The organism is Streptomyces sp. NPDC039609, from assembly GCF_055596705.1.
Genome location: NZ_JBVIUJ010000010.1, coordinates 249,519 through 269,464, shown reverse-complemented (window position 1 = coordinate 269,464; position 19,946 = coordinate 249,519). Strand labels below are relative to the sequence as shown.

21 protein-coding genes are annotated in these 19,946 nt (G+C 72.8%); 9 read left to right on the top strand and 12 right to left on the bottom strand.

The genetic code is table 11. The features are described 5' to 3' along the window. Nucleotides 1-120: 120 nt before the first annotated feature. Together ACZ561_RS28890 and ACZ561_RS28885 are read left to right on the top strand one after the other, a co-directional pair. Entirely contained in the window at nucleotides 121-324 is a 204-nt protein-coding gene (locus tag ACZ561_RS28890) for a cold-shock protein (protein ID WP_005318814.1), read from the top strand. An 89-nt stretch (nucleotides 325-413) separates the two neighbouring features. Further along, nucleotides 414-2,054 (top strand): DEAD/DEAH box helicase, encoded by a 1,641-nt coding sequence (locus ACZ561_RS28885; RefSeq protein ID WP_471000238.1) that lies wholly within the window; start codon nucleotides 414-416, stop codon nucleotides 2,052-2,054. Here ACZ561_RS28885 and ACZ561_RS28880 read toward each other — a convergent pair. From ACZ561_RS28880 to ACZ561_RS28860, 5 genes are read right to left on the bottom strand one after another with little or no spacing between them, the layout of a single operon-like run. Beyond that, nucleotides 2,051-2,947 (bottom strand): tyrosine-protein phosphatase, encoded by an 897-nt coding sequence (locus ACZ561_RS28880; RefSeq protein WP_471000236.1) that lies wholly within the window; start codon nucleotides 2,945-2,947, stop codon nucleotides 2,051-2,053. The two genes, ACZ561_RS28885 and ACZ561_RS28880, sit on opposite strands and share 4 nt — an antisense overlap. A gap of 29 nt (nucleotides 2,948-2,976) precedes the next feature. Then, nucleotides 2,977-4,026 (bottom strand): NAD(P)H-dependent flavin oxidoreductase, encoded by a 1,050-nt coding sequence (locus ACZ561_RS28875; protein ID WP_471000234.1) that lies wholly within the window; start codon nucleotides 4,024-4,026, stop codon nucleotides 2,977-2,979. Continuing rightward, nucleotides 4,023-4,763, bottom strand: a complete 741-nt coding sequence (locus tag ACZ561_RS28870) for a CoA-transferase subunit beta (RefSeq protein ID WP_471000231.1) — start codon at nucleotides 4,761-4,763, stop codon at nucleotides 4,023-4,025. The genes ACZ561_RS28875 and ACZ561_RS28870 overlap by 4 nt, the downstream gene beginning before the upstream one ends. Next, nucleotides 4,760-5,605, bottom strand: coding sequence for a CoA transferase subunit A (locus ACZ561_RS28865; RefSeq protein ID WP_471000228.1), 846 nt, complete (start codon nucleotides 5,603-5,605; stop codon nucleotides 4,760-4,762). The genes ACZ561_RS28870 and ACZ561_RS28865 overlap by 4 nt, the downstream gene beginning before the upstream one ends. Further along, complete coding sequence (locus ACZ561_RS28860) at nucleotides 5,602-6,372, bottom strand: enoyl-CoA hydratase family protein (RefSeq protein ID WP_471000225.1); 771 nt, start codon at nucleotides 6,370-6,372, stop codon at nucleotides 5,602-5,604. The genes ACZ561_RS28865 and ACZ561_RS28860 overlap by 4 nt, the downstream gene beginning before the upstream one ends. 68 nt (nucleotides 6,373-6,440) lie before the next feature. On the opposite strand from ACZ561_RS28860, the gene ACZ561_RS28855 reads away from it, so the two are divergent. Continuing rightward, nucleotides 6,441-7,205 (top strand): SDR family oxidoreductase, encoded by a 765-nt coding sequence (locus tag ACZ561_RS28855; protein ID WP_471000222.1) that lies wholly within the window; start codon nucleotides 6,441-6,443, stop codon nucleotides 7,203-7,205. A 1-nt stretch (nucleotide 7,206) separates the two neighbouring features. Next, a complete protein-coding gene (locus ACZ561_RS28850) occupies nucleotides 7,207-8,088 on the top strand; it encodes an SDR family oxidoreductase (RefSeq protein WP_471000219.1) in 882 nt (293 codons plus the stop codon). Here ACZ561_RS28850 and ACZ561_RS28845 read toward each other — a convergent pair. Then, nucleotides 8,078-8,542 carry a MarR family winged helix-turn-helix transcriptional regulator gene (locus ACZ561_RS28845; protein WP_471000216.1) on the bottom strand — a complete coding sequence of 155 codons (465 nt, stop codon included), beginning with the start codon at nucleotides 8,540-8,542 and terminating at the stop codon, nucleotides 8,078-8,080. The genes ACZ561_RS28850 and ACZ561_RS28845 overlap by 11 nt on opposite strands. Before the next feature lie 118 nt (nucleotides 8,543-8,660). On the opposite strand from ACZ561_RS28845, the gene ACZ561_RS28840 reads away from it, so the two are divergent. Then, complete coding sequence (locus ACZ561_RS28840; protein ID WP_471000214.1) at nucleotides 8,661-10,055, top strand: MFS transporter; 1,395 nt, start codon at nucleotides 8,661-8,663, stop codon at nucleotides 10,053-10,055. A gap of 147 nt (nucleotides 10,056-10,202) precedes the next feature. Here the strand turns inward: ACZ561_RS28840 and ACZ561_RS28835 are convergent, their stop codons facing one another. Continuing rightward, nucleotides 10,203-11,093: an EamA family transporter gene (locus tag ACZ561_RS28835; protein ID WP_471000211.1), complete on the bottom strand. Its 891-nt coding sequence runs from the start codon at nucleotides 11,091-11,093 to the stop codon at nucleotides 10,203-10,205. Between the two features lie 79 nt (nucleotides 11,094-11,172). On the opposite strand from ACZ561_RS28835, the gene ACZ561_RS28830 reads away from it, so the two are divergent. From ACZ561_RS28830 to ACZ561_RS28820, 3 genes are all read left to right on the top strand, one after another. Then, on the top strand, nucleotides 11,173-12,066 hold the full coding sequence (locus ACZ561_RS28830) for a LysR family transcriptional regulator (RefSeq protein ID WP_471000208.1): 894 nt from the start codon (nucleotides 11,173-11,175) through the stop codon (nucleotides 12,064-12,066). Nucleotides 12,067-12,184: 118 nt separating this feature from the next. Further along, nucleotides 12,185-12,499 carry a TauD/TfdA family dioxygenase gene (locus ACZ561_RS28825; RefSeq protein ID WP_471000206.1) on the top strand — a complete coding sequence of 105 codons (315 nt, stop codon included), beginning with the start codon at nucleotides 12,185-12,187 and terminating at the stop codon, nucleotides 12,497-12,499. Then, a complete protein-coding gene (locus ACZ561_RS28820) occupies nucleotides 12,496-13,155 on the top strand; it encodes an HD domain-containing protein (protein ID WP_471000203.1) in 660 nt (219 codons plus the stop codon). The genes ACZ561_RS28825 and ACZ561_RS28820 overlap by 4 nt, the downstream gene beginning before the upstream one ends. Here ACZ561_RS28820 and ACZ561_RS28815 read toward each other — a convergent pair. From ACZ561_RS28815 to ACZ561_RS28800, 4 genes are all read right to left on the bottom strand, one after another. Then, nucleotides 13,077-13,832 carry a GntR family transcriptional regulator gene (locus ACZ561_RS28815; protein ID WP_471000200.1) on the bottom strand — a complete coding sequence of 252 codons (756 nt, stop codon included), beginning with the start codon at nucleotides 13,830-13,832 and terminating at the stop codon, nucleotides 13,077-13,079. The two genes, ACZ561_RS28820 and ACZ561_RS28815, sit on opposite strands and share 79 nt — an antisense overlap. A gap of 25 nt (nucleotides 13,833-13,857) precedes the next feature. Next, nucleotides 13,858-14,565: an HAD family hydrolase gene (locus ACZ561_RS28810; protein WP_471000409.1), complete on the bottom strand. Its 708-nt coding sequence runs from the start codon at nucleotides 14,563-14,565 to the stop codon at nucleotides 13,858-13,860. 133 nt (nucleotides 14,566-14,698) lie between these two features. After that, nucleotides 14,699-16,168: an ankyrin repeat domain-containing protein gene (locus ACZ561_RS28805; RefSeq protein WP_471000197.1), complete on the bottom strand. Its 1,470-nt coding sequence runs from the start codon at nucleotides 16,166-16,168 to the stop codon at nucleotides 14,699-14,701. 72 nt (nucleotides 16,169-16,240) lie between these two features. After that, the gene (locus ACZ561_RS28800; RefSeq protein ID WP_471000194.1) at nucleotides 16,241-17,116 is read right to left on the bottom strand and encodes a hypothetical protein; all 876 of its coding nucleotides are present in this window, start codon (nucleotides 17,114-17,116) and stop codon (nucleotides 16,241-16,243) included. A 142-nt stretch (nucleotides 17,117-17,258) separates the two neighbouring features. Between ACZ561_RS28800 and ACZ561_RS28795 the strand changes: the two genes are divergently transcribed. Next, complete coding sequence (locus ACZ561_RS28795) at nucleotides 17,259-18,056, top strand: S1 family peptidase (RefSeq protein WP_376442104.1); 798 nt, start codon at nucleotides 17,259-17,261, stop codon at nucleotides 18,054-18,056. A gap of 92 nt (nucleotides 18,057-18,148) precedes the next feature. On the opposite strand, the gene ACZ561_RS28790 is transcribed toward ACZ561_RS28795, so the two are convergent. Further along, nucleotides 18,149-19,891, bottom strand: coding sequence for a beta-galactosidase (locus ACZ561_RS28790; protein WP_471000191.1), 1,743 nt, complete (start codon nucleotides 19,889-19,891; stop codon nucleotides 18,149-18,151). Between the last annotated feature and the right edge of the window lie 55 nt (nucleotides 19,892-19,946).

The following is a 19,946-nucleotide window of genomic DNA, read 5'->3' as shown; positions in this document are numbered from 1 at the left end:
CGGAGTTGCTAGTTTTGGTACCCATGAACTTTATGTGCGCCTGACGGGAATGTTCCTTCAGGCGCGATTTTGTTTTCCGGACTCTCCGGGATGGGACCCTTACCTATTCAGGAGAAAATTATGGCCACCGGAACCGTGAAGTGGTTCAACTCGGAAAAGGGCTTCGGCTTCATCGAGCAGGACGGCGGCGGCGCCGACGTCTTCGCCCACTACTCCAACATCGCGACCTCCGGCTTCCGTGAGCTGCAGGAAGGCCAGAAGGTCACCTTCGACGTCACGCAGGGCCAGAAGGGCCCGCAGGCGGAGAACATCCTCCCGGCCTAATTGCCGGACGCGTTTCTCGCAGCCGGGGCCCGCACCGCGCAGGTGCGGGTCCCGGCTCGTGCTGTGCTCAGGCCAGGAAGGCTTTTCCCATGACCCGCTCCGAAAGGCGGCCCCGTCGGGCCGCGGAATCCAGTTCCGGAACCCCGTCCGGAAACACCCGCCGCGGCTCCGCCGCCCCCAGGGGCAAGGCCAAGGGAGCCGGCCGCCGCGGACCGGCCACACCTCCGCCGCCGCGTGAGTTCACCCTGCCCGAGACGCTGACGCCCGCGCTCCCCTCCGTCGAGTCCTTCGACGCCCTCGACATGCCCGCGGCGCTCGTCAAGACGCTCAACGCCCAGGGCGTGACCGAGCCCTTCCCGATCCAGGGCGCCACCCTGCCGAACTCGCTCGCCGGCCGGGACATCCTCGGTCGGGGCCGCACCGGCTCGGGCAAGACCCTCGCCTTCGGCCTCGCCCTGCTCGCCCGCACCGCGGGCCGCCGCGCCGAGCCCAAGGCCCCGCTCGCCCTGGTCCTCGTGCCCACCCGTGAGCTCGCCCAGCAGGTGACCGACGCCCTCGCGCCGTACGCCACCTCGGTGCAGCTGCGGCTCGCCACCGTCGTCGGCGGCCTGTCGATCACCAAGCAGGCGAATTCGCTGCGCCGTGGCGCCGAGGTCGTCGTCGCCACGCCCGGACGGCTCAAGGACCTCATCGAGCGCGGCGACTGCCGGCTCGACCAGGTCGCGATCACGGTCCTGGACGAGGCCGACCAGATGGCCGACATGGGCTTCATGCCGCAGGTCGTGGCGCTGCTCAAGCAGGTCGAGCCGGACGGCCAGCGGATGCTGTTCTCGGCGACGCTCGACCAGAACATCGACCGGCTCGTGAAGATGTTCCTCGACGACCCGGTCGTGCACTCCGTCGACCCCTCGGCCGGCGCGGTGACGACGATGGAGCACCACCTGCTCTACATCGCCGACGAGACCGACAAGAAGGCCGTCACGATGAAGATCGCGGCCCGCGACGGCCGCACGATCCTGTTCCTGGACACCAAGCGGTCCGTGGACCGGCTGGTCAAGCGGCTCCTCGCCAACGGCGTACGGGCCTCCGGACTGCACGGCGGCCGCTCGCAGCCGCAGCGCAACCGCACCCTGGATCAGTTCAAGAACGGCCAGGTCACGGCGCTCGTGGCGACCAATGTGGCGGCCCGCGGCATCCACGTCGACGACCTCGACCTCGTCGTGAACGTCGACCCGCCGATCGACCACAAGGACTATCTGCACCGCGGCGGCCGCACGGCGCGCGCCGGCGAGTCCGGCAGTGTCGTCACCCTCGTGCTGCCCGAGGAGAAGCGGGACATGAGCCGGCTGATGTCGAACGCCGGCATCAGTCCCCGTACGGCACAGATCAAGTCCAGCGACGAAGAGCTGACGCGGCTCACCGGCGCCCGGGAGCCCTCCGGCATACCGATCGTCATCGAGGTCCCGCAGCCGGCCCAGCCCGCGGCCGCCCGCAACGGCGGCCAGCGCTCGCGCCGCGGTGGCGGCGGTGGTGGCGGCCGTACCCGCTCCCAGGCCAACGGCCGTACGGGCACGGGCGGTTCGACCGCACGCACCACCGGCGGAGGCTCGACCTCGCGTACCGGTACGGGCGGTTCCGCCGCCCGTACGGGTACGGGCGGTTCGGCCACCCGTACCCGCAGCGGTGGCGGTTCCGGCGGCAGGGGCCGCCGGGGCGGCGGCGCCGCCTAGTCGACGAGCCGGTCCTGGAGCCGCGACAGCGTGCGCAGCTCCAGGCCCAGGCCGTCGGTGAGGTACCGGAAGAGACTGCCGTACCCGGTCCGCACCTCGTCGAGCGCGGTGTTCAGATACGCGGTCCGCACCTCCTGGAGAGGGATGATCAGGTCCGGGTTCTGCATGAGCCCGCCCTGCTTCAGCCCCTCCCGCACCTTCGCGTCGTACGTGGCCCGGAAGGTGTTGGAGGCCATGTAGTCGCCGACGGCCGTCGCCTCCGGCACGCCCAGGGCCGTCAGCAGGAGATAGCTCGTCCAGCCCGTACGGTCCTTGCCCGAGGTGCAGTGGTACAGCGAGGGTGTCGAGCCGAGGCCGGCCAGCTCGCGGAGCGTGAGGCCGAGCTGGGCGCGGTTCGCCGCGCTGGTGACGAACGAGCGGTACACCTCGGTCATGAACGCGGCCGCCCGCCCGCCGCCGAGCATCTGCTCCTGGCGCACCGGATCGCGAGAGCCGATCGCCGCGAGCAGCTGCCCGAACAGGCCGTTGTCGGTGACCGGCCGCGACACCGCGACGACCCCGGCCGGGAGCCGGTCCGCGCCGTCGTACTGGACCTCCAGCGGGATCCGGAAGTCGACGGCCCGCCCCAGGCGCAGCCCGGCGAGGGTCGTCACATCGGAGTCGGTGAGCTTGCCCAGGGCATCGGCCCGGTACACCAGGCCGTGCCGCACCCGGCCGCCGGTGTAGGTGGGATAGCCACCCAGATCGCGGACGTTGACCGCGCCCTGGAGCGGGATGTGGCGAACGGCCGTGGCGCGGGGGCGACTTCGGGTCGCCGCGACGGCCGGGGCGGTCGCCGCCGCGAACGCCGCGGCGGTGGCGGTGCTCAGTAGTGCGCGTCTCGACAGAGGCATGACTGAACTCCCGTGAGGGGATGAGGGTTTCACCCTGGTGTGGGCAGGGTGCGGAGCACGTGCTCGGCCTCGGACATGACCCGCAGGACGAGTTCCTCGCAGCTCGGGAGGTCCTCGATCAGCCCTGCGACCTGTCCGGACGCCATGACACCGAGGTCGGTGCGGCCCTCGACCATGGACGCTTTGAGGAGCATGGGGGTGTTCGCGGCGAGCAGGACCTGGCTCCACGACAGGTCCTTGCCGTGTTTCATCGCGAGACCGTCGCGGATCATCCGGGACCACGACAGACCCGAGATCCGGCGGAAGCCGGCCGCGCGGCGTACGGCCTGCGCCAACGCCCGTACCCGGCCCGCCCGTTCGAGTGCGGCGACCATCTCCGTACGGAGCATCCGGTGCGGGAGTCCGTCGACGGCGGTCGTCACCGTCACGTCCTTGACCGTCGCGGCCAGGTACCTCGCCTTGACGGCGTCGGGGACGGTCGAATCCGAGGTGAGCAGGAAGCGGGTGCCCATCGCGACGCCCGCCGCGCCGTAGGAGAGCGCCGCGACCAGGCCACGGCCGTCGTGGAAGCCACCGGCCGCGATCACCGGGATGTCGACCGCGTCGACGACCTGCGGCAGCAGGACGGTCGTGGCCACCTCGCCGGTGTGCCCGCCGCCCTCGCCGCCCTGCACGATCACCGCGTCCGCGCCCCAGGCCGCGACCTTCTCGGCGTGGCGCCGGGCCCCGATGGACGGGACCACGACCACGCCCGCGTCCTTCAGTTCGGAGATCAGCTCGCGAGAGGGGGCGAGGGCGAAGGAGGCGACCCGTACGCCCTCGTCGACGATGATCCGCACCCGCTCGCGGGCGTCGCCCGCGTCCGCGCGGAGATTGACCCCGAACGGCCGGTCCGTACGCGTCTTCACCTCACGGACCGCGGCGCGCAGCTCCTCGACGGTCATCGTCGCCGAGGCGAGGATGCCCAGGGCGCCGGCGTTGGCGGAGGCCGAGACCAGCCGCGCTCCGGCCACCCAGCCCATGCCGGTCTGGACGATCGGGTACCGGACGCCGGTCAGCTCGGTGAGCGCCGTCTTCATCGGACCCGGACCTCCCGGTCCCGCAGCCCCTTCGGGTCGATCACCTCGCGGATCAGCCGCAGCTCCTCGGCGGTCGGCTCGCGGGTGTACGGCACGTCGTCCCCGATCACGAGGTCGAAGCCGGTGGCCTGCCGGACCTGGTCCACGGTGACGCCCGGGTGGAGCGAGGCGAGCCGCATCGAGCGGTCGGGCGTCTCGAAGTCGAGGACGCCGAGGTCGGAGACGACCCGCGGGATCCGGTGGAAACGGTCGGCTCCTGCCGCGGCCGCGCGGTCGTAGCCGACGCCGCTGACCATGTCCACGCGCTCGACGAAGACCCGTGGCGAGTGCTTGGGGATCCAGTAACTGACCGGATTGTTCAGGGTGTTGACCGGAGCGCCGCGGACCCCGAGGAGCTGGCGGTCGGGCCGGGACCAGTCGCCTATGCAGGAGATGTTCTGGTTGCCGTGCCGGTCGATCTGGCTCGCGCCCATCATGACGTGCCGCTTCCCGCCGGTGACCATGGTGAGGTGGCGGCGGTACGGCAGCCAGCCCTCCACCTGCCCGTCGAGGCCGACGAGCATCGCCTCGCCGTCGGTCAGCAGCAGATCGGGGGAGAAGGAGCGTTTGGCGAGCCGGGCGCCGAAGGAGGAGACCGGGGCCATGGCGGCGGCGAGGATCTCGCCGTTGTCGCGCCAGGCCTCGGCGCAGGCGACGACGCAGTACTCGGCGCGGGTGACGGTCGTGGTCGTGGTCACTGCTGCTCCTCGTGCCAGGTGCGTACGGCCTGCTGGTAGTCGTCCTCGCTCTTCCCGGAGAGGAACCGTTCGGCGAACTCGGGCCAGGGTGTGGTGGCGTACAGCTTCTGGAAGGGCTCGTCGCGGGTGTAGTCGGGGGCACAGGAGGTGAAGTGCGCGCCGTTCGGTGCCTCGACGACGCCGGTGACGCTGTGCCGGCCGACGAGCAGGGACTGCGGTGCGGTGTCGCCCCCGAAGCCGTCGACGATCTCCTCGCAGGAGATGTAGGCGGTGTCGGCGGCCTCGCAGAAGAGATCGTCGAAGTACGGGTCGGGGCCCAGGTACTGGCCGTTGCCGAGCCGGTCGGCGCGGTTGAGGTGGACGAAGGCGGCGTCCATGCGCAGGGCGGGCACGGCGACGAACGTCTCCCCGTCCTCGTACGGCGAGGTGACCGTCCGCAGCTCGGGGTTGACCCTCATCACGTCCGAGCCGAGACCGGCCCGCACGGGCAGGAACGGCAGACGGTTGGCGGCGGCGTGCAGGCCCCACATGAACATGGCCTCGTCGAGCTCGGTCATGGCGAAGTCGCCGCGTTCGCGGGCGGCGCGGAAATTCGGTTCGAGGGGGATGGAGTCCAGGGTGGTGAAGGCGGCGACGAGCTTGCGGATCCGGCCGGCGGCGGCGAGCAGGCCCACGTCGGGGCCGCCGTAGGAGACCACGGTGAGATCGCTGATCTCGGACCGGAGCAGCGCTCTGACCAGGGCCATCGGCTTGCGGCGCGAGCCCCAGCCGCCGATGCCGAGCGTCATGCCGCTGCGCAGGCGGCCCACCACCTCGTCGGCGGTCATCGTCTTGTCGGTCATCGCGAGTCCTCCTTGGCCCGGTTCGTGCCGAAGGTGTCGCGGACGCGGTCGGCGACCCCGCTGAGGTTGGCCTCGAAGGTGAAGCCCTGCTCGAAGCGGTAGCTGCGGCGCACGTCCACGGGGTCGATCCCGTTGATGGCGGCCTTGGCGAGGCGGATCAGATACCCGTCCTTGCGGGCGATCTCGGCCGCCAGCTCCACCGCCGCTTCCAGAAGTTCCCCGCGCGGCACGACCTTCCAGACCGAGCCGTGGGCATGCAGCTCGGCGGCGGTGGCGGTGCGGGAGGTGTAGTACAGCGCGCGCATCAGATGCTGCGGCACGAGCCGGGCGAGATGCGTGGCGGCGCCGAGAGCGCCCCGGTCCAGCTCGGGCAGCCCGAAGGTGGCGTCCTCGGAGGCGACGATCATGTCCGCGTTGCCGACGAGCCCGATCCCGCCGCCCAGACAGAAGCCGCCGACGGCCGCGACGACCGGCACCTCGCACTCGTAGACCGCCGAGAAGGCCTCCGCGCAGCCATGGTTGGCGCCGATCAGCGCCGTGTGCCGCCCGGTCCCGTGCTCGCGCTGCATCTCCTTGATGTCGACGCCCGCGTTGAAGCCCCGGCCTGCGGCGGCCAGCACCACACAGCGGACCTCGGGGTCCCGGCCCGCCGCGCGGACGGCGTCGGCGAGGTCGTACCAGCCCTGTACGGGAAGGGCGTTGACGGGCGGGAAGTCGACGGTGACAAGTGCGATGCCCTTGCCCGGGCTTGAGGTGGAGACACCCATGAGCGGATCAGCTACCTTTCCACCAAACATTTGTTAGGTGACTGCTTGGTGAGGAAAGGTAGCAGCCGATGGAGCTGGACGGGAGGGTTGCCGTCGTCACCGGCGGCACGCGCGGGGTCGGCGCGGGCATCGCCCGGGCGTTCCTCAGAGCGGGGGCGCGGGTGGTCGTCTGTGCGCGCAGACCACCGGACGAGCCCGTCGAGGACGGGGGTCGCGAGGCCGTCTTCGTCCCCCTCGACCTGCGGAAACCCGCGGAAGTCGTCGCCTTCTTCGCGGGCGTCGGCGAGCGGTACGGACGGCTGGACGCCCTGGTCAACAACGCCGGCGGAACGCCGTACCGGCTCCTCGGCGAGGGGGACGCCGAACGGCACGCGCGGGTCGTGGAGTTGAACCTCATCGCCCCGCTGACCGTCTCCCTCGCCGCGTACGAACTGCTGCGGGCCTCCCGCGGCGCGATCGTCATGGTCGGCAGTGTCAGCGGGACCCGGCCCTCGCCCGGAACGGCCGCGTACGGCGCCGCGAAGGCGGGCCTGGAGAACCTGGCCCGCTCGATGGCGGTGGAATGGGCGCCCGACGTACGGGTGAACTCCCTCGTCCTCGGCATGGTCCGCACCGAGCTGTCCCACCTCCACTACGGCGACGAGGACGGCATCGCCGCCGTCGGGGCGACGGTGCCGCTCGGCCGGCTCGCCGAGCCCGCGGACGTGGGGGAGGCGGCGGTGTTCCTCGCCTCCGACCGGGCCGCGTACGTCTCGGGGGCCTCGCTGCTGGTGCACGGGGGCGGCGAGCGCCCCGCGTTTCTGGATGCCGCGACTGTCAACAAGGAGAGCTGAGATGGGTCTGTGCGAGGGTCGGGTCGTGATCGTGACGGGCGCGGGGCGGGGGCTCGGGCGGGCGCACGCGCGCGCCTTCGCCGCCGAGGGGGCGAAGGTGGTCGTCAACGACCTGGGGGTGGGGCTCGACGGCTCCGCCGGGTCCGGCTCGCCCGCCGTGCAGGTGGTGGAGGAGATCCGCGCGGCGGGCGGCGAAGCCGTCGCGCACGGCGGTGACATCGCCACGGAGGAGGGTGCGGCCTCGCTGGTCGCGGCGGCCCTGGACTCCTTCGGACGGCTCGACACCCTGGTCAACAACGCGGGATTCCTGCGGGACCGGATGCTGGTGAACCTCGGCGAGGACGACTGGGACGCGGTGATGCGCGTCCATGTGAAGGGCCACTTCCTGCCGTTGCGGCACGCGGCCGCGCACTGGCGGGCGGAGGCGAAGGCCGGGCGTGAGCCCGTGGCCCGGGTCGTCAACACCACGTCGGGCGCGGGTCTGTTGGGCAGCGTCGGACAGGGCAACTACGCGGCGGCCAAGGCCGGCATCGTCGGCCTGACCCTGGTCGCGGCGGAGGAGATGGGCCGGTACGGGGTCCAGGTCAACGCGATCGCCCCGGCGGCCAGGACGCGGATGACGGAGCAGGCGTTCGCCGGCCTGGAGGGCGTGCCCGAGGACGTGTCGCCGCTGGTGGTCTGGCTGGGCTCGACGGCCTCGGCCGGTGTGACCGGTCGCGTCTTCGAGGCGGAGGGCGGCCGGATCACCGTCATGGAGGGGTGGCGGCCGGGACCGACGGCCGACAAGGGGGCGCGCTGGAGTCCGGCGGAGGCGGGGGAGGCGGCGCTGAAGCTCCTGGCGGAGGCGGAGGTGCCGGGCCCGGTGTACGGCTCTACTCGGTAAGGCGCTTCGTCGCGGCGCGCTGGCGGTCGGTCGCGCCGGTCAGGAAGCGGGTGACGGTGAGGAGCTCCTCGGTGGTGAACTCCTCGTAGAGTTCGTGCACTTCGCGCGCCCAGTCGTCGAAGAGCGGGGCGAGCTCCGCCAGCTTCTCGGGCCGGGGCTCGATCAGCACCCGGCGCTTGTCCGTCGGGTGCTTCACCCGACGGACGAATCCCTTGCGCTCCAGACGGTCGACGAGGCCCGTCACGGAGGCGGGCGCGAGACCGGAGTGCTCGGCCAGCTCCTTGGCGGTGAGCGCGCCGTGGCGCTGGAGGAGGTCCAGGGTCTTGGTCTCCGTGGGGCCGAGGTCCTGCTTGGCCGCGACCGCCGTGTGGAAGGCGACGGACGCGGCGCTGGAGTCGCGTCCGGCGACGGTGAGGGCGGCGACGACCTCGGCGCGCCGGTTCTGCTCGCTCATGGACCCACTCTAGCAAGTCTTTCGTTCGGTCGAACGAAAGACTTGTGATCACGGGACGGCCTGTGTCAGATTTTATTTCGTTAGGTCGAACGAAGTAAATCCCGGGAAGGGGCGCGCGATGTCCGCGACCACCGTCTCCACCACGACCAGCGGTGACTCCGTCGCCGTCCACCCGCGCCGCTGGGCCGCGGCCGTCGTCATGATGGTCGCCGCCCTGATGGACCTGATCGACGTCACCATCGTCAACGTCGCCCTGCCCTCCATCGGGCACGGACTCGGCGCCTCCGAGAGCGCGCTGCAGTGGACCGTCTCCGCCTATCTGCTCGGCTTCGCCGCCACCCTGATCGTCGCCGGACGGCTCGGCGACCGCTACGGACGCAAGGCGCTCTTCCTCGCCGGTACGACAGGCTTCGGACTCGCGAGTCTCGCGTGCGGAATCGCCCAGACACCGGGCCAGTTGATCGCCGCGCGGACCGTGCAGGGTGTGACGGCGGCCGTCCTCATGCCACAGGTCCTCGGCTCCTTCCACGCCCTCTTCCAGGGCAAGGAGCGCGGCAAGGTCTTCGGGATGTACGGGGCGGTGGCCGGCTTCGCCTCCGCCGTCGGGCTGCTCCTCGGCGGGGTGCTGACGGACGCCGACCTCTTCGGGCTCGGCTGGCGGGCCGTCTTCCTCGTGAACGTGCCGGTCGCCGTGGTGACCCTGGTCGCGGCCGTCGTCCTCGTACCGTCCACCCGGGAGCGGTCCGCCGCCCGTCCTCCCGTGCTCGGCAGTGTCGTGCTCGCGGCCGGCCTCGTCGCGATCGTGCTGCCACTGGTCCAGGGCCGTGAGCACGGCTGGCCGCTGTGGGGCTGGCTGCTCCTCGGCGGTGGTGTGCTCGCGGTGACGGGCCTCGCGGCGCGCGGGTCGGTGCTGCCGGGGCGGACGTTCCGGGTGCCCGCGTTCTCGTACGGGCTCGCGGTGCAACTGCTCTTCGCCCTCGGGATGCAGGGCTTCTTCCTGGTCTTCGCGATCTGGCTGCAGGGCGAGCAGGGGTACGCACCGCTGGAGGCCGGCCTGTTGATGGTCGCCTTCTCGGCCGGAGGCTTCCTCACCGCCCCGGTGGCGGACCGGTTGGCGGCCCGGTTCGGCCGGTACGTCCCGGTGGCGGGCGCGGTCCTGATGGCCGTCGGCTACGGCTGGGTCTGGTACGCGATGAGCACCGCGGCCCCCGTCCACACCGGCGCCTGGCCGCTGGTCCCGGGTCTCGTCGTCGCCGGCGCGGGCCTCGGCTTCCTGGTCGTGCCGCTGGTCACCATCGTCCTGTCGTCGGTGCCGGGGGAGACGGCGGGCGGGGCGTCGGGCGTCTTCTCGACGGCGCAGCAGTTCGGCGGGGCGCTGGGAGCGGCGGCCATCGGTACCGCGTACTTCGCGGACCTGTCGGTGGGGGCGGCGATGCCATGGGTCGTCGCGACCTACGCGGCGACGGCCCTCCTGAGCCTGCGCCTCCCGCGCGGGGGAGCGGCGGCAGCCTGACCTCGGGCGGGCGGCCCGGGCGGGGAGCGGCGGCAGCGTGACGTCGGCGACCCGGGCGGGGAGCGGCGGCAGCGTGACGTCGGCCGTCCGCGCGGGGAGCGGCGGCATTCCGAAGCGGGCGCCCCCGAAGCCCTCGGGCTCCTCACCTCAGGAGCCCGAGGGCTTCGGGGCGATCTGGCCCGCGGCGATCGCGGCGAGGGCGAGGGCGAAGCCGACCAGCTGGACCGGGCCGAGTGACTGGCCGAGCAGCAGCGCTCCCAGCAGGGCGGCCACGATCGGCGACAGCAGGACGAGGACGGCGACGGACGTGACCGGCAGGGTGGTCACGCCACGGACCCACAGGACGTACGAGAGCAGGCCGCCGACCAGGCCGAGCCAGAGATAGCCGAGGACGGCGCTCGTGTCGACGGCGGGCGGCGCGCCCTCGAACAGGAACGTCACCGGCACCAGGAACAGGCCGCCCGCGGCGAGTTGCCAGCCCGCGAACGCCGTCGGGCCGACGCCGTCCGGGCGTCCCCAGCGCTTGGTGAGCGTCACCCCGAGTGCCATCGAACCGGCGCCGCCGAGACCCGCCAGAATCCCGACCGCGTCGAATCCCGCGTCAGGGCCGACCACCACCAGACCGACGCCCACGACACCGGCGATCCCCCACACGAAGCTCCGGGCCGACGGGGGCTGGCGCAGCACGGCCACGGCCAGGACCGCGACGATCAAAGGCTGCGCGGCACTCAGCGGGGCGGCCACACCTCCGGGCAGCCGTTCGGCGGCGACGAACAACAGGGGGAAGAGCGCGCCGATGTTGAGCACACCCAGCGCGGCGGCCCTCGGCCACCACGCCCCGCGGGGCAGCGTGCGCGTGACAGCCAACGCGATCAGGCCCGCGGGCAGGGCGCGGAGGAGTCCCGCGAACAACGGGTGGCCCGGGGGCAGGAGTTCGGTGGTGACCACGAAGGTGGTCCCCCAGACGATGGGCGCGGAGGCGGTCAGGGCAGTGTCGGCAAGACCTGCCGGGCTCGATGACGTCACCAGGTTCTTCACGCGATCCAGCTTCGGCGCCCATGATCAATGAGTCCAATGCATGTTTGTCACGGGATCCATCGTGATTCACGATGGATCCATGGAGCTTCAGCAGATGCGGTACGTCATCGCCGTCGCGGAGACGAGCAGCTTCACCCGCGCCGCCGAGCGGTGCCTCGTGGTCCAGTCCGCCCTCAGCCATCAGGTCGCCCGGCTGGAACGGGAGCTGGGCGCCCGGCTCTTCGACCGCACCAGCCGCCGCGTGCGGTTGACGCCGGCCGGTGAGGCGTTCCTGCCGGCGGCCAGGCAGGCCGTCAACGCCGCCGAGCGCGCCGCCTCCGAGGTCGCCGCGGCCGTCGGCGAGATCCGCGGTCGGCTCGCCATCGGCGTGATCCCCACCGTTGCGGCCTTCGACATTCCGGCCGCACTGCACGCCTTTCGCCGGCTCTACCCGCAGGTCCGCATCCGTCTGCACGTCGGCGCCAGCGAGCTCCTCGTCGAGCTGGTCAAGGAAGGCACGCTCGAGATCGCCTTCCTCGGCCTGTCCCCGACGGCCCGGCCCGGAGGGGTCGGCTCCAGGGTGCTGGCCCACGACCGGCTGGTCGCCGTGGTCGCCCCCGGCCATCCGCTCGCAGGGGAGACCGAGGTCGACCTCGCCCGGCTCTCCTCCGAGGTGTTCGTGGACAAGCCGGCGGGAACGGCCGGACGCCTCCAGTCCGACCAGGCGTTCGCCGCGGCCGGAGTCCACCGCGAGGTCGCCTTCGAGGTGACCGACGCCGGGTTCACGACGCGGCTCATCCACCAGAACCTCGGCATCGCCCTCCTTCCCTCGGCCTACACCCCGCACCTCACGGGCGTGGTCACGATCCCGGTCCGGGACGCGCCGGCCCGGACCGAGCACCTCATCTGGAACCGCGCCACCCTCACCCCCGCGGCGACGGCCTTCCTCGCGGAACTGGACATCGTGATCGACCAGGAGACGGAAGGTTCCTGACACGGCGTCCGGGCGTGGCTCGCCCCGCGGCGGCGGTACGCATGCCCGACGGCCCGGACTCCACGGAGCGGGCGGAAGCGGCTCCCTCGACCCGCCGAAGCGGTTCTCCCCGTTCGCCGTGGCGGGGCGAGGTGGCGACGCCGTCCACCCTGCCGTAACCCCGCGGCCACTCCCGGCTGCGAGGCTCGCACTCGAACGGAAGTTGTTCTACGCCGCCTACCGGCGCTTCGGCGACCTGCTGCTCCGCCCCGAACTCCAGCTCGACTTCCGGCTCACGCCCGGCGACTGCCTGATCTTCGACAACACCCGGCTGCTGCACGCCCGGACGGCCTTCGCCGAATCCGGCGCCCGCCACCTCCAGGGCGCCTACGCCGACATCGACGGCCTCGCCTCCACCCTCGCCGTACTGCGCCGGGAGGAGAGCGCGAAGTGAACCCCCTCGACACCCTCGCCGGGCTCTTCGAAGGCGAAGGCAGCGCCGAGTACTTCGGCGAGGCCGTCACCCAGGCCGAGCACATGCTCCAGGCCGAGCACATGCTCCAGGCCGGCGCCCTCGCCGAGGCGGCCGGCGCCCCGCCGCACCTGATCGCCGCCGCTCTCCTGCACGACGTCGGCCACTTCCAGGGGGCGGTCACCGGCCGCGACCTGATGGAGCACGGCACCGACAACCGGCACAGCCACACCGGCGCCGACTGGCTCGGCCAGTGGTTCGGCCCCGAAGTCACCGAGCCCGTACGGCTGCACGTCGCCGCCAAGCGCTACCTCTGCGCCGTCGAGCCGGCCTACGTCGACCTGCTCTCCGAGGCGTCCGTGCACACCCTCGCCGTCCAAGGGCGGCCCGATGACCGAGGCGCAGCTACGCGCCTTCGAGGCGCATCCGGGGGCGGCCGACGCCGTCGCCGTCGCCGTACGCCGCTGGGACGAACAGGCGAAGGACCCGGACCTGCCGACGCCCGGCTTCGCCCACTTCAGGCCCCTGCTGGCCGGGCTGCTCCTCACGGGCTGAGCGCTCACGAACCGAGCCGACGGCCCAGCGCGCTCGTCCCCGTCGAACTCTGCATCGTGAACGCCACGGTCCCCGGCAGATAGCGGTCCTGCGACCACTCCACCGGCGCGCCCGCCGGGTCGGTGGAGTGCCGTCGCTCCCGCAGCAGCGACTCCCCGGCCCGGCAGCCGAGCAGCTCCGCGTCGTCGGCGTCGGCGGGCACCAGGTCGATGGTGTGCCGGGCGTCGGCGAACAGCACGCCGTGCAGCTCCAGTTGCTCCGAGTGGGAGACGGTGTCCAGCGGCATCCGGGCCACCAGCTCCCCGATCCGCTCCGGATACGTCGTACGCTCCACCATCACCGGCGTGCCCGCGAGCGTCCGCAGCCGCCGTACCCGGTAGACCGGCGATCCCTCCTCGACGCGCAGCCTCTCGGCCTCCTCCGCGTCCGCGGGCACCCGGTCGACGGCCACGATCCGCCCCCCGGGCTCCTCCCCGAGCGAGCGCGCCCAGCGCGTGAACGAGCGCAGCTCGCCGAAGCTGTGCAGCCGGGGCCCGCCGAGCACCACCCGGCGCGAACCGCGCCGCGAGGTGATCAGCCCGTCGGTCCTCAGCGCGGCGAGCGCCTGGCGGACCGTGCCCCTCGACACACCGTAACGGCGGGCCAGTTCGTCCTCGGCGGGCAGCTTCGCCCCCGACCCGTACTCGCCCGCGGTGATGGCGGTCCGCAGATCGGCGGCGACCTTCAGATACAGCGGCGTCCTGCCCCGTGCCTCACTCACAGGCCCACCCTGTCATGCCCCGTGCTCACCGGACCAGGGAGATCAACAACTCGGGATCCACCTCGGTCAACGAGCCCGCCAGCGTGACGCCTTCGGTGCCGGCGAAGTCCTCCAGCGGCTCCGTCGACGGCACGGCGAGCACCCGGCAGCCCGCGGCCACCGCCGAGGCGACTCCCGTCGGACTGTCCTCGACGGCCACGCACCGCGCCGGTTCGGCGCCGAGCGCCACCGCCGCCGCCAGATAGGGATCGGGCTCCGGCTTCGTCCGTACGGTGTCCTCGGCGCCGAACAGCGCGTCGAAGCGGTGCCCGTCCAGGGTGCCGGCGACCTGGGCGACGACCGCCCGCGGCGATGCCGACACCAGCGCCGTCGGCACCCGGCGGGCGCGCAGCGCGGCCAGCAGCCGCAGCGCGCCCGGCCGGGGCGCCGCGGCCACCGCGAGCCGCGCGGCGAAGTCCGCGCCCAACTCGGCCGCGAGCTCCGCCGCCGGCGCGTCCAGGTACTCCTGGAGCATGGCCGCCGTGTCCTCCACCGAGCGTCCCGTCACCGCCGTACGGTGCCCGGCGTCCAGGCCGCGGCCCCGGCGCACGGCCGCGGCCTCCACCACGTCCAGCCAGACGCCCTCGGTGTCGACGTCAGGGCGGTCAGGCCGAGGGCGCCGACGAAGGCGGCGGTGCGGGCAGCGGAGGTCACGCGTACTCCATGGGGGAAGGGGAGCGAGGCCAAGATGCATGAACAACTGTTGTCCATACAACTCCTGCATTACGGGGGGTCCCGATGTCCCGTCGGTGAACGCGAGGAGAAGCCCGCCCTGCGATTCCCCGGCGGATCGGGGTGTTCGGCCCGTCCCGCCCGTGCTGCCGTGATCAGCGGCAGCGGGGGCTCGTCCACTCCAGCCGGTTCCTGACCCGAGGGTCCTCGATGTACTCGACGGCGGCGAGGGCCGTGTCCCGGGCGGTGCCGCCCGGACTCCCCTCCGCCAGGATCCACGCCAACGCCTCGACGGCACGCGGATCCTGTCGGATCGCCAGCCCACGCGCCGCCTCGGCGACGACGTCAGGATCCGAGTCCTCCAGCCGGGCCGCGAGCGCCTCCCGCAGTACGGGCGTGTCCTCGGGCACCTCCGCGAGCGCCAGGGTCGCCCAGTCCCGCACCCCGTGGTCGTGATCGCGGCTCAGCGCGACCAGTCGCGCCACCGCCGCCGTGTCCCCCGCGGGTACGGGCCCGGTGAGCGCGCACCCGAGGGCCCGCCGCACCTCGATGTCGGGATGCGAGGCGAACGCCGTCATCTCGGGCACCGCGACCGGGTCCCCGTACTGCCCGAGCGCGACGACCACGGAGAGCGCGGGCTCCCTCGCGGCATCCCTCGCCGTCTCCGCCGCCAGGTGGCGCAGCACCGGCATCGCCCGCGCCGTGAAGCCGTCGAGGCCGCCCAGGACGCGCGCGCCCAGGGCCCGCCGCAGGGGCTCCTCGCTCGCGCACCACGCGACGCATGCCGCGAAGGTGTCCTCGTCGCCGCGGTCGGCCAGGGCACGGACCGTCTCGGTCCAGTCGTCGAGGTCCGGGTCCCCGCACCGCAGCGCCCGCCCCGCGAGCTCCTCGTACGGCGCGCGGACCCCCAGCACGCGCTCCAGGAGCGTGGCGATCGCCGCGTGGCCGGTCTGCTGCTCGTTGCCGCTGCCCGGGGCGCCGTTCGCGCGCAGCAGGTCGACGACGACGGTCACCCCGCCGTCCTCGTACACACGGCGCACCACGGTCTCCCCGGACCCGTCGCCCCCGCTCGTCCCGAGCAGCCCGCGCCGCAACTCCTCCGCGATGTCGACACCGATCCAGCGTCGCGCCTCGCGCAGAGCGTCCTCGACCGGCCCGGCACCGTGGTCGAGCAGGGCCCGTACGCTCCCGGTCGAGCCCCTCCGCGCCGCCGCGACCAGCGGCGGAAGCCCGTCGGGTCCGGGCCGGCCGGGGTCGGCGCCGTGCTCCAGAAGCACCCGCACCGTCTCCACGTGCCCGAGCCGCACGGCCCAGTCCAGGGGCGTGAACCCGAACGCCTCCGCCTGGTCCGCCCGCGCCCCGCCGGCCAGCAGCGCCCGCACCACCTCGGTGTGCCCGCCGCAGGCGGCGCCGCACAGCGGAAGGTCCCCCGCCTCCTCGCCGCTGCCCCGCGCGGGATCGGCGCCCGCCGCCAGCAGAAGCCGTACGATCCCGGCCTCGTTCGCCACGGCCGCCCGGTACAGCGGGGTCTCGCCCTCGTCGTCGGCCTCGGGGGACATTCCGGCCCGGAGGGCGCGCACGACGGCGTCGTCCCCCTCGTGAATCGCGTCGAACAGCGTGCTCATCCGTCGACCTTCACCCGCCGGACACGAACGGCGCAAACGAATAGGGGTGTCCGACGGATCGAGGCCGGGGCCCTATGTCTCGCACTCCAGGACCGCACCGCACACCCCGCACCGCGCCTTGACCCTGCGGCCCGCCGGGACGCGCAGTCGCTGCCGGCACACCGGGCACGGGAACGCGACCCGGGCCGAGGCTCCCGTGCCCTCGAAGGCGTAGGGAGCGCCCGCCGGCGCCCGGCCGTAGCGGCGGTCCTTCGCGTAGCGGTGGCGCGCCGCCCATCCCGCCGCCGCCAGCGGGGGCCGGCGGTTGTCCCGCGCGGCCTCCTCCCGCCCCCGGTTCCACGCCTCGTACGCGCGCGGGCTGGTGAACCACGGCGAGGGGTCCTCCCCGAACGCCTCGGCGCGCTTCGCCAGCACGTACCCGAACTCCTCCGGCGTCAGGTACCCGAGCTTCTGGCTGGACACCCCGTCCTCCCGGAACGCGTCCAGGAGCAGCCATCCGGCCCCCAGGTACGTAGTCACCACATCCGTGAGGATCTCGTTCTTCCGGGTGTCGGGGAACCCGAGGTCGAGGCGGTGCAGGAGTACATGGGTGATTTCGTGGGCCAGTGCGGCTCCCACGTCCCTGCGGTGCTGCCGGAAGCGGTCGTTCAGCTCGACGAAGTACTCGGGTCCCGCCGCCAGTTCCACGCTCGCCGCGTGCGTCATCGGGCGGAAGCTCACGATCATGCGTGCCTCGGGGAGCTCCAGGTGGTGGACGAGGGACTTCGCGACCCGCTGGGCCCCGAGGTGGAGGTCCTCCTCGTCATCGAAGGCCACGTCCGCCGCCGGCACGCTCGTCGCGTACCGCCGGACCCCGTCCGCGGACAGCCTGCGGTACATCGCGGTGATCGAGGCCCGCACCTCGTCGAGGTGCGGGAACCCATGGACGACTTCGTTGCCGTTCGGCACGTCGCACCCCCTTTCCTTCACTGTACGGGCGCGGCACGGCACCGTCCGCTGGCCGAAAACGTGTCCTTGTGGCCCCGGTGAGCCTTTGTTCATAATCCGGACCAAGCCTTGACGGGCACATGCCATCAAGGCTCAACCCCCCATGAAAGGCAGACACTTGAAGAAGAACAGGTTCGTCCGCGCTCTTCAGAGAATCGCCGCGGTCGGCGCCGTCGTGCTCGCCGCCGTCAGCCTCCAGCCCTCCACCTCCTCCGCCGCTCCCGCCCCGGTCGTCGGCGGAACCCGTGCCGCCCAGGGCGAGTTCCCCTGGATGGTCAGGCTCTCCATGGGCTGTGGCGGCTCGCTGATCACCCCGCAGGTCGTCCTCACCGCCGCCCACTGTGTGAGCGGCTCCGGCAACAACACCAGCATCACCGCCACCGCCGGAGTCGTGGACCTCCGGAGCAGCAGCGCCATCAAGGTCCGGTCCACCAAGGTCCTGCAGGCCCCCGGCTACAACGGCAAGGGCAAGGACTGGGCGCTGATCAAGCTCGCCACCCCGATCACCTCGCTGCCCACCCTGAAGATCGCCGAGACCACCGCGTACAACAGCGGCACCTTCACGGTGGCCGGCTGGGGCGCCGCCCGTGAGGGCGGGGCCCAGCAGCGCTACCTGCTCAAGGCGACCGTGCCGTTCGTCTCGGACGCGTCCTGCCAGGCCTCCTACGGCAGCGACCTCGTCCCCGCCGAGGAGATCTGCGCCGGCTTCGCCCAGGGCGGCGTCGACACCTGCCAGGGTGACTCCGGCGGCCCGATGTTCCGCCGTGACAACGCCGGTGCCTGGGTCCAGGTCGGCATCGTCAGCTGGGGCCAGGGCTGCGCACGCCCGAACTACCCCGGCGTGTACACCGAGGTCTCGACCTTCGCCGCCCAGATCAAGTCCGCGGCCGCGAGCCTCTAGCACGACCTGAGCGTGTACGGCCGCGGGGCCACCGCCCCGCGACCGCGAGCCCGTACGGGGACGGGGCCACCGCCCCCGTACAGGCTCGTCTCTCATCCGAGCCGCACGCTCCCCGCCCCGCCCTCCAGTTCGAGCACCCACACCTCGTTGCCGCCCTCCCGCAGCACCGGGCCCGGCACGAACAGCGACTCCTGCGGGCCCGCGGACCAGTACCGGCCCAGGCAGAAACCGTTCACCCAGACGAAGCCGCGCGTGCCGCCCGGCAGCGACAGCGCCGCGTCACCCGGCCCGGACACATCCACCACCGCCCGGTACAGCCCCGGCCCGGTGTCCCCGGCCACAGGCCGCAGCGGCACCTTCGCCACCGCCCCCGCCTCGAAGGCGTCAAGACGCAGCCCCCGGGCCCGTACCCCGTGCACGTACTGCCGCTCGTGCCGGACCCCGCCCGTGATCCCCTTCGGCTCGGCCTGCCGCGGCCCGTAGTTGACCCGGCCCAGCGACTCCACCCACAGCTCCACCACCGCGGGCCCCGCCACCGGCTCGGCGAGCACCGCGTCCTCCGAGGTCAGCACCCCGGCTTGCACCCCGTCCACGTACACCACCGCGCGGTCGCGCAGCCCGGTCACGGAGAGCGGGTACGGCTGCCGCGGGCCGGGGACCTCCAGCCGGTAGCGCACCAGGCCCCGGTCCACGCCCAGCTCCTCGAACGTCGGCGGCAGCGGTGTCTCCGACTCCTCGTCGCCGAGCACCTCGAGGACCTCGGCGAGCGGCGCCCACTCCGTCAAGGAGGCGTCCGCCGGCCCCGCGATCCGGCGCGGCGGCTCCGGCACCTCCGGCAGCGGGCCGTCCGCGAACTCCCCGAGCACCTCGCGGAACAGCCAGTACTTCTCCGTCGGCAGCCCCGCCTCGTCGACCGGCGCGTCGTAGTCGTACGAGGTCACCGTCGGCCGCAGCTCGCCCTCGTGCAGCTCACCGGCCCGGTTCGCGCCCGCCCAGCCCGCGAAGTTCGTCCCGCCGTGCGCCATGTAGACGTTCACCGACGCCCCGCACTCCAGGATCTCCCGCAGCGTGGCCGCCGCGTCCGCCGCGTCCCGCACGGAGTGCTCCGTGCCCCAGTGGTCGAACCAGCCGCACCAGAACTCCATGCACATCAGCGGCCCCGACGGCTGATGCCGCCGCAGCACGGCGAACGCCTCCCGTGCCTCCGAGCCGAAGTTCGCCGTCGCCAGGATCCCGGGCACCGAACCACCCGTCAGCATGTGGTCCTCGGGCCCGTCCGACGTGAACAGCGGCACCCCCACCCCGCACTCCACCAGCAGGTCCGCGACCTTGCGCAGATACCCCTGGTCGGAGCCGTAACTCCCGTACTCGTTCTCCACCTGGACCATGATCACCGGGCCGCCGCGGTCGATCTGCCGCTCCACGACCTGCGGCAGCAGCGTCCGGAACCACCGCTCCACATCAGCCAGATACTCCGCGTCGTCCGTCCGCACCCGCCGCCCCAGCCGCCCCGTCAGCCAGTGCGGCAGCCCGCCGTTCTCCCACTCGGCGCAGATGTACGGCCCCGGGCGCACGATCGCCCACATCCCGGCGGCCGCCACCGCGTCCAGGAAGCGGCCCAGCGCGGCCACGTCCCCGTACCGGCCGCGCTCCGGCTCGTACAGGTTCCACGGGACGTAGGTCTCCACGCAGGTGAGTCCCATCGCACGGAGCATCCCCAGACGATGGCCCCACTGGTCCTCGTGCACCCGGAAGTAGTGCAACGCCCCCGACAGCAGCCGCACGGGCCGCCCGTCCAGAAGAAAGTCCTCGTCACCCACAGCGAACGTGCTCATGGCCTCACCCTCGCCCTCTGGCGGCGGACGGGTCCATGGACAAAGATCGTCGCTG

Excerpts from the sequence above, each read along its gene's own strand:
- ACZ561_RS28845 (WP_471000216.1), bottom strand. The coding sequence starts at position 8,542 with ATGAGCGAGCAGAACCGGCGCGCCGAGGTCGTCGCCGCCCTCACCGTC.
- ACZ561_RS28850 (WP_471000219.1), top strand. The coding sequence starts at position 7,207 with ATGGGTCTGTGCGAGGGTCGGGTCGTGATCGTGACGGGCGCGGGGCGG.
- ACZ561_RS28855 (WP_471000222.1), top strand. The coding sequence starts at position 6,441 with ATGGAGCTGGACGGGAGGGTTGCCGTCGTCACCGGCGGCACGCGCGGG.
- ACZ561_RS28885 (WP_471000238.1), top strand. The coding sequence starts at position 414 with ATGACCCGCTCCGAAAGGCGGCCCCGTCGGGCCGCGGAATCCAGTTCC.
- ACZ561_RS28805 (WP_471000197.1), bottom strand. The coding sequence starts at position 16,168 with ATGAGCACGCTGTTCGACGCGATTCACGAGGGGGACGACGCCGTCGTG.
- ACZ561_RS28875 (WP_471000234.1), bottom strand. The coding sequence starts at position 4,026 with ATGAAGACGGCGCTCACCGAGCTGACCGGCGTCCGGTACCCGATCGTC.
- ACZ561_RS28840 (WP_471000214.1), top strand. The coding sequence starts at position 8,661 with ATGTCCGCGACCACCGTCTCCACCACGACCAGCGGTGACTCCGTCGCC.
- ACZ561_RS28865 (WP_471000228.1), bottom strand. The coding sequence starts at position 5,605 with ATGACCGACAAGACGATGACCGCCGACGAGGTGGTGGGCCGCCTGCGC.
- ACZ561_RS28810 (WP_471000409.1), bottom strand. The coding sequence starts at position 14,565 with ATGCATCTTGGCCTCGCTCCCCTTCCCCCATGGAGTACGCGTGACCTC.
- ACZ561_RS28880 (WP_471000236.1), bottom strand. The coding sequence starts at position 2,947 with ATGCCTCTGTCGAGACGCGCACTACTGAGCACCGCCACCGCCGCGGCG.
- ACZ561_RS28860 (WP_471000225.1), bottom strand. The coding sequence starts at position 6,372 with ATGGGTGTCTCCACCTCAAGCCCGGGCAAGGGCATCGCACTTGTCACC.
- ACZ561_RS28790 (WP_471000191.1), bottom strand. The coding sequence starts at position 19,891 with ATGAGCACGTTCGCTGTGGGTGACGAGGACTTTCTTCTGGACGGGCGG.
- ACZ561_RS28830 (WP_471000208.1), top strand. The coding sequence starts at position 11,173 with ATGGAGCTTCAGCAGATGCGGTACGTCATCGCCGTCGCGGAGACGAGC.
- ACZ561_RS28795 (WP_376442104.1), top strand. The coding sequence starts at position 17,259 with ATGAAAGGCAGACACTTGAAGAAGAACAGGTTCGTCCGCGCTCTTCAG.
- ACZ561_RS28890 (WP_005318814.1), top strand. The coding sequence starts at position 121 with ATGGCCACCGGAACCGTGAAGTGGTTCAACTCGGAAAAGGGCTTCGGC.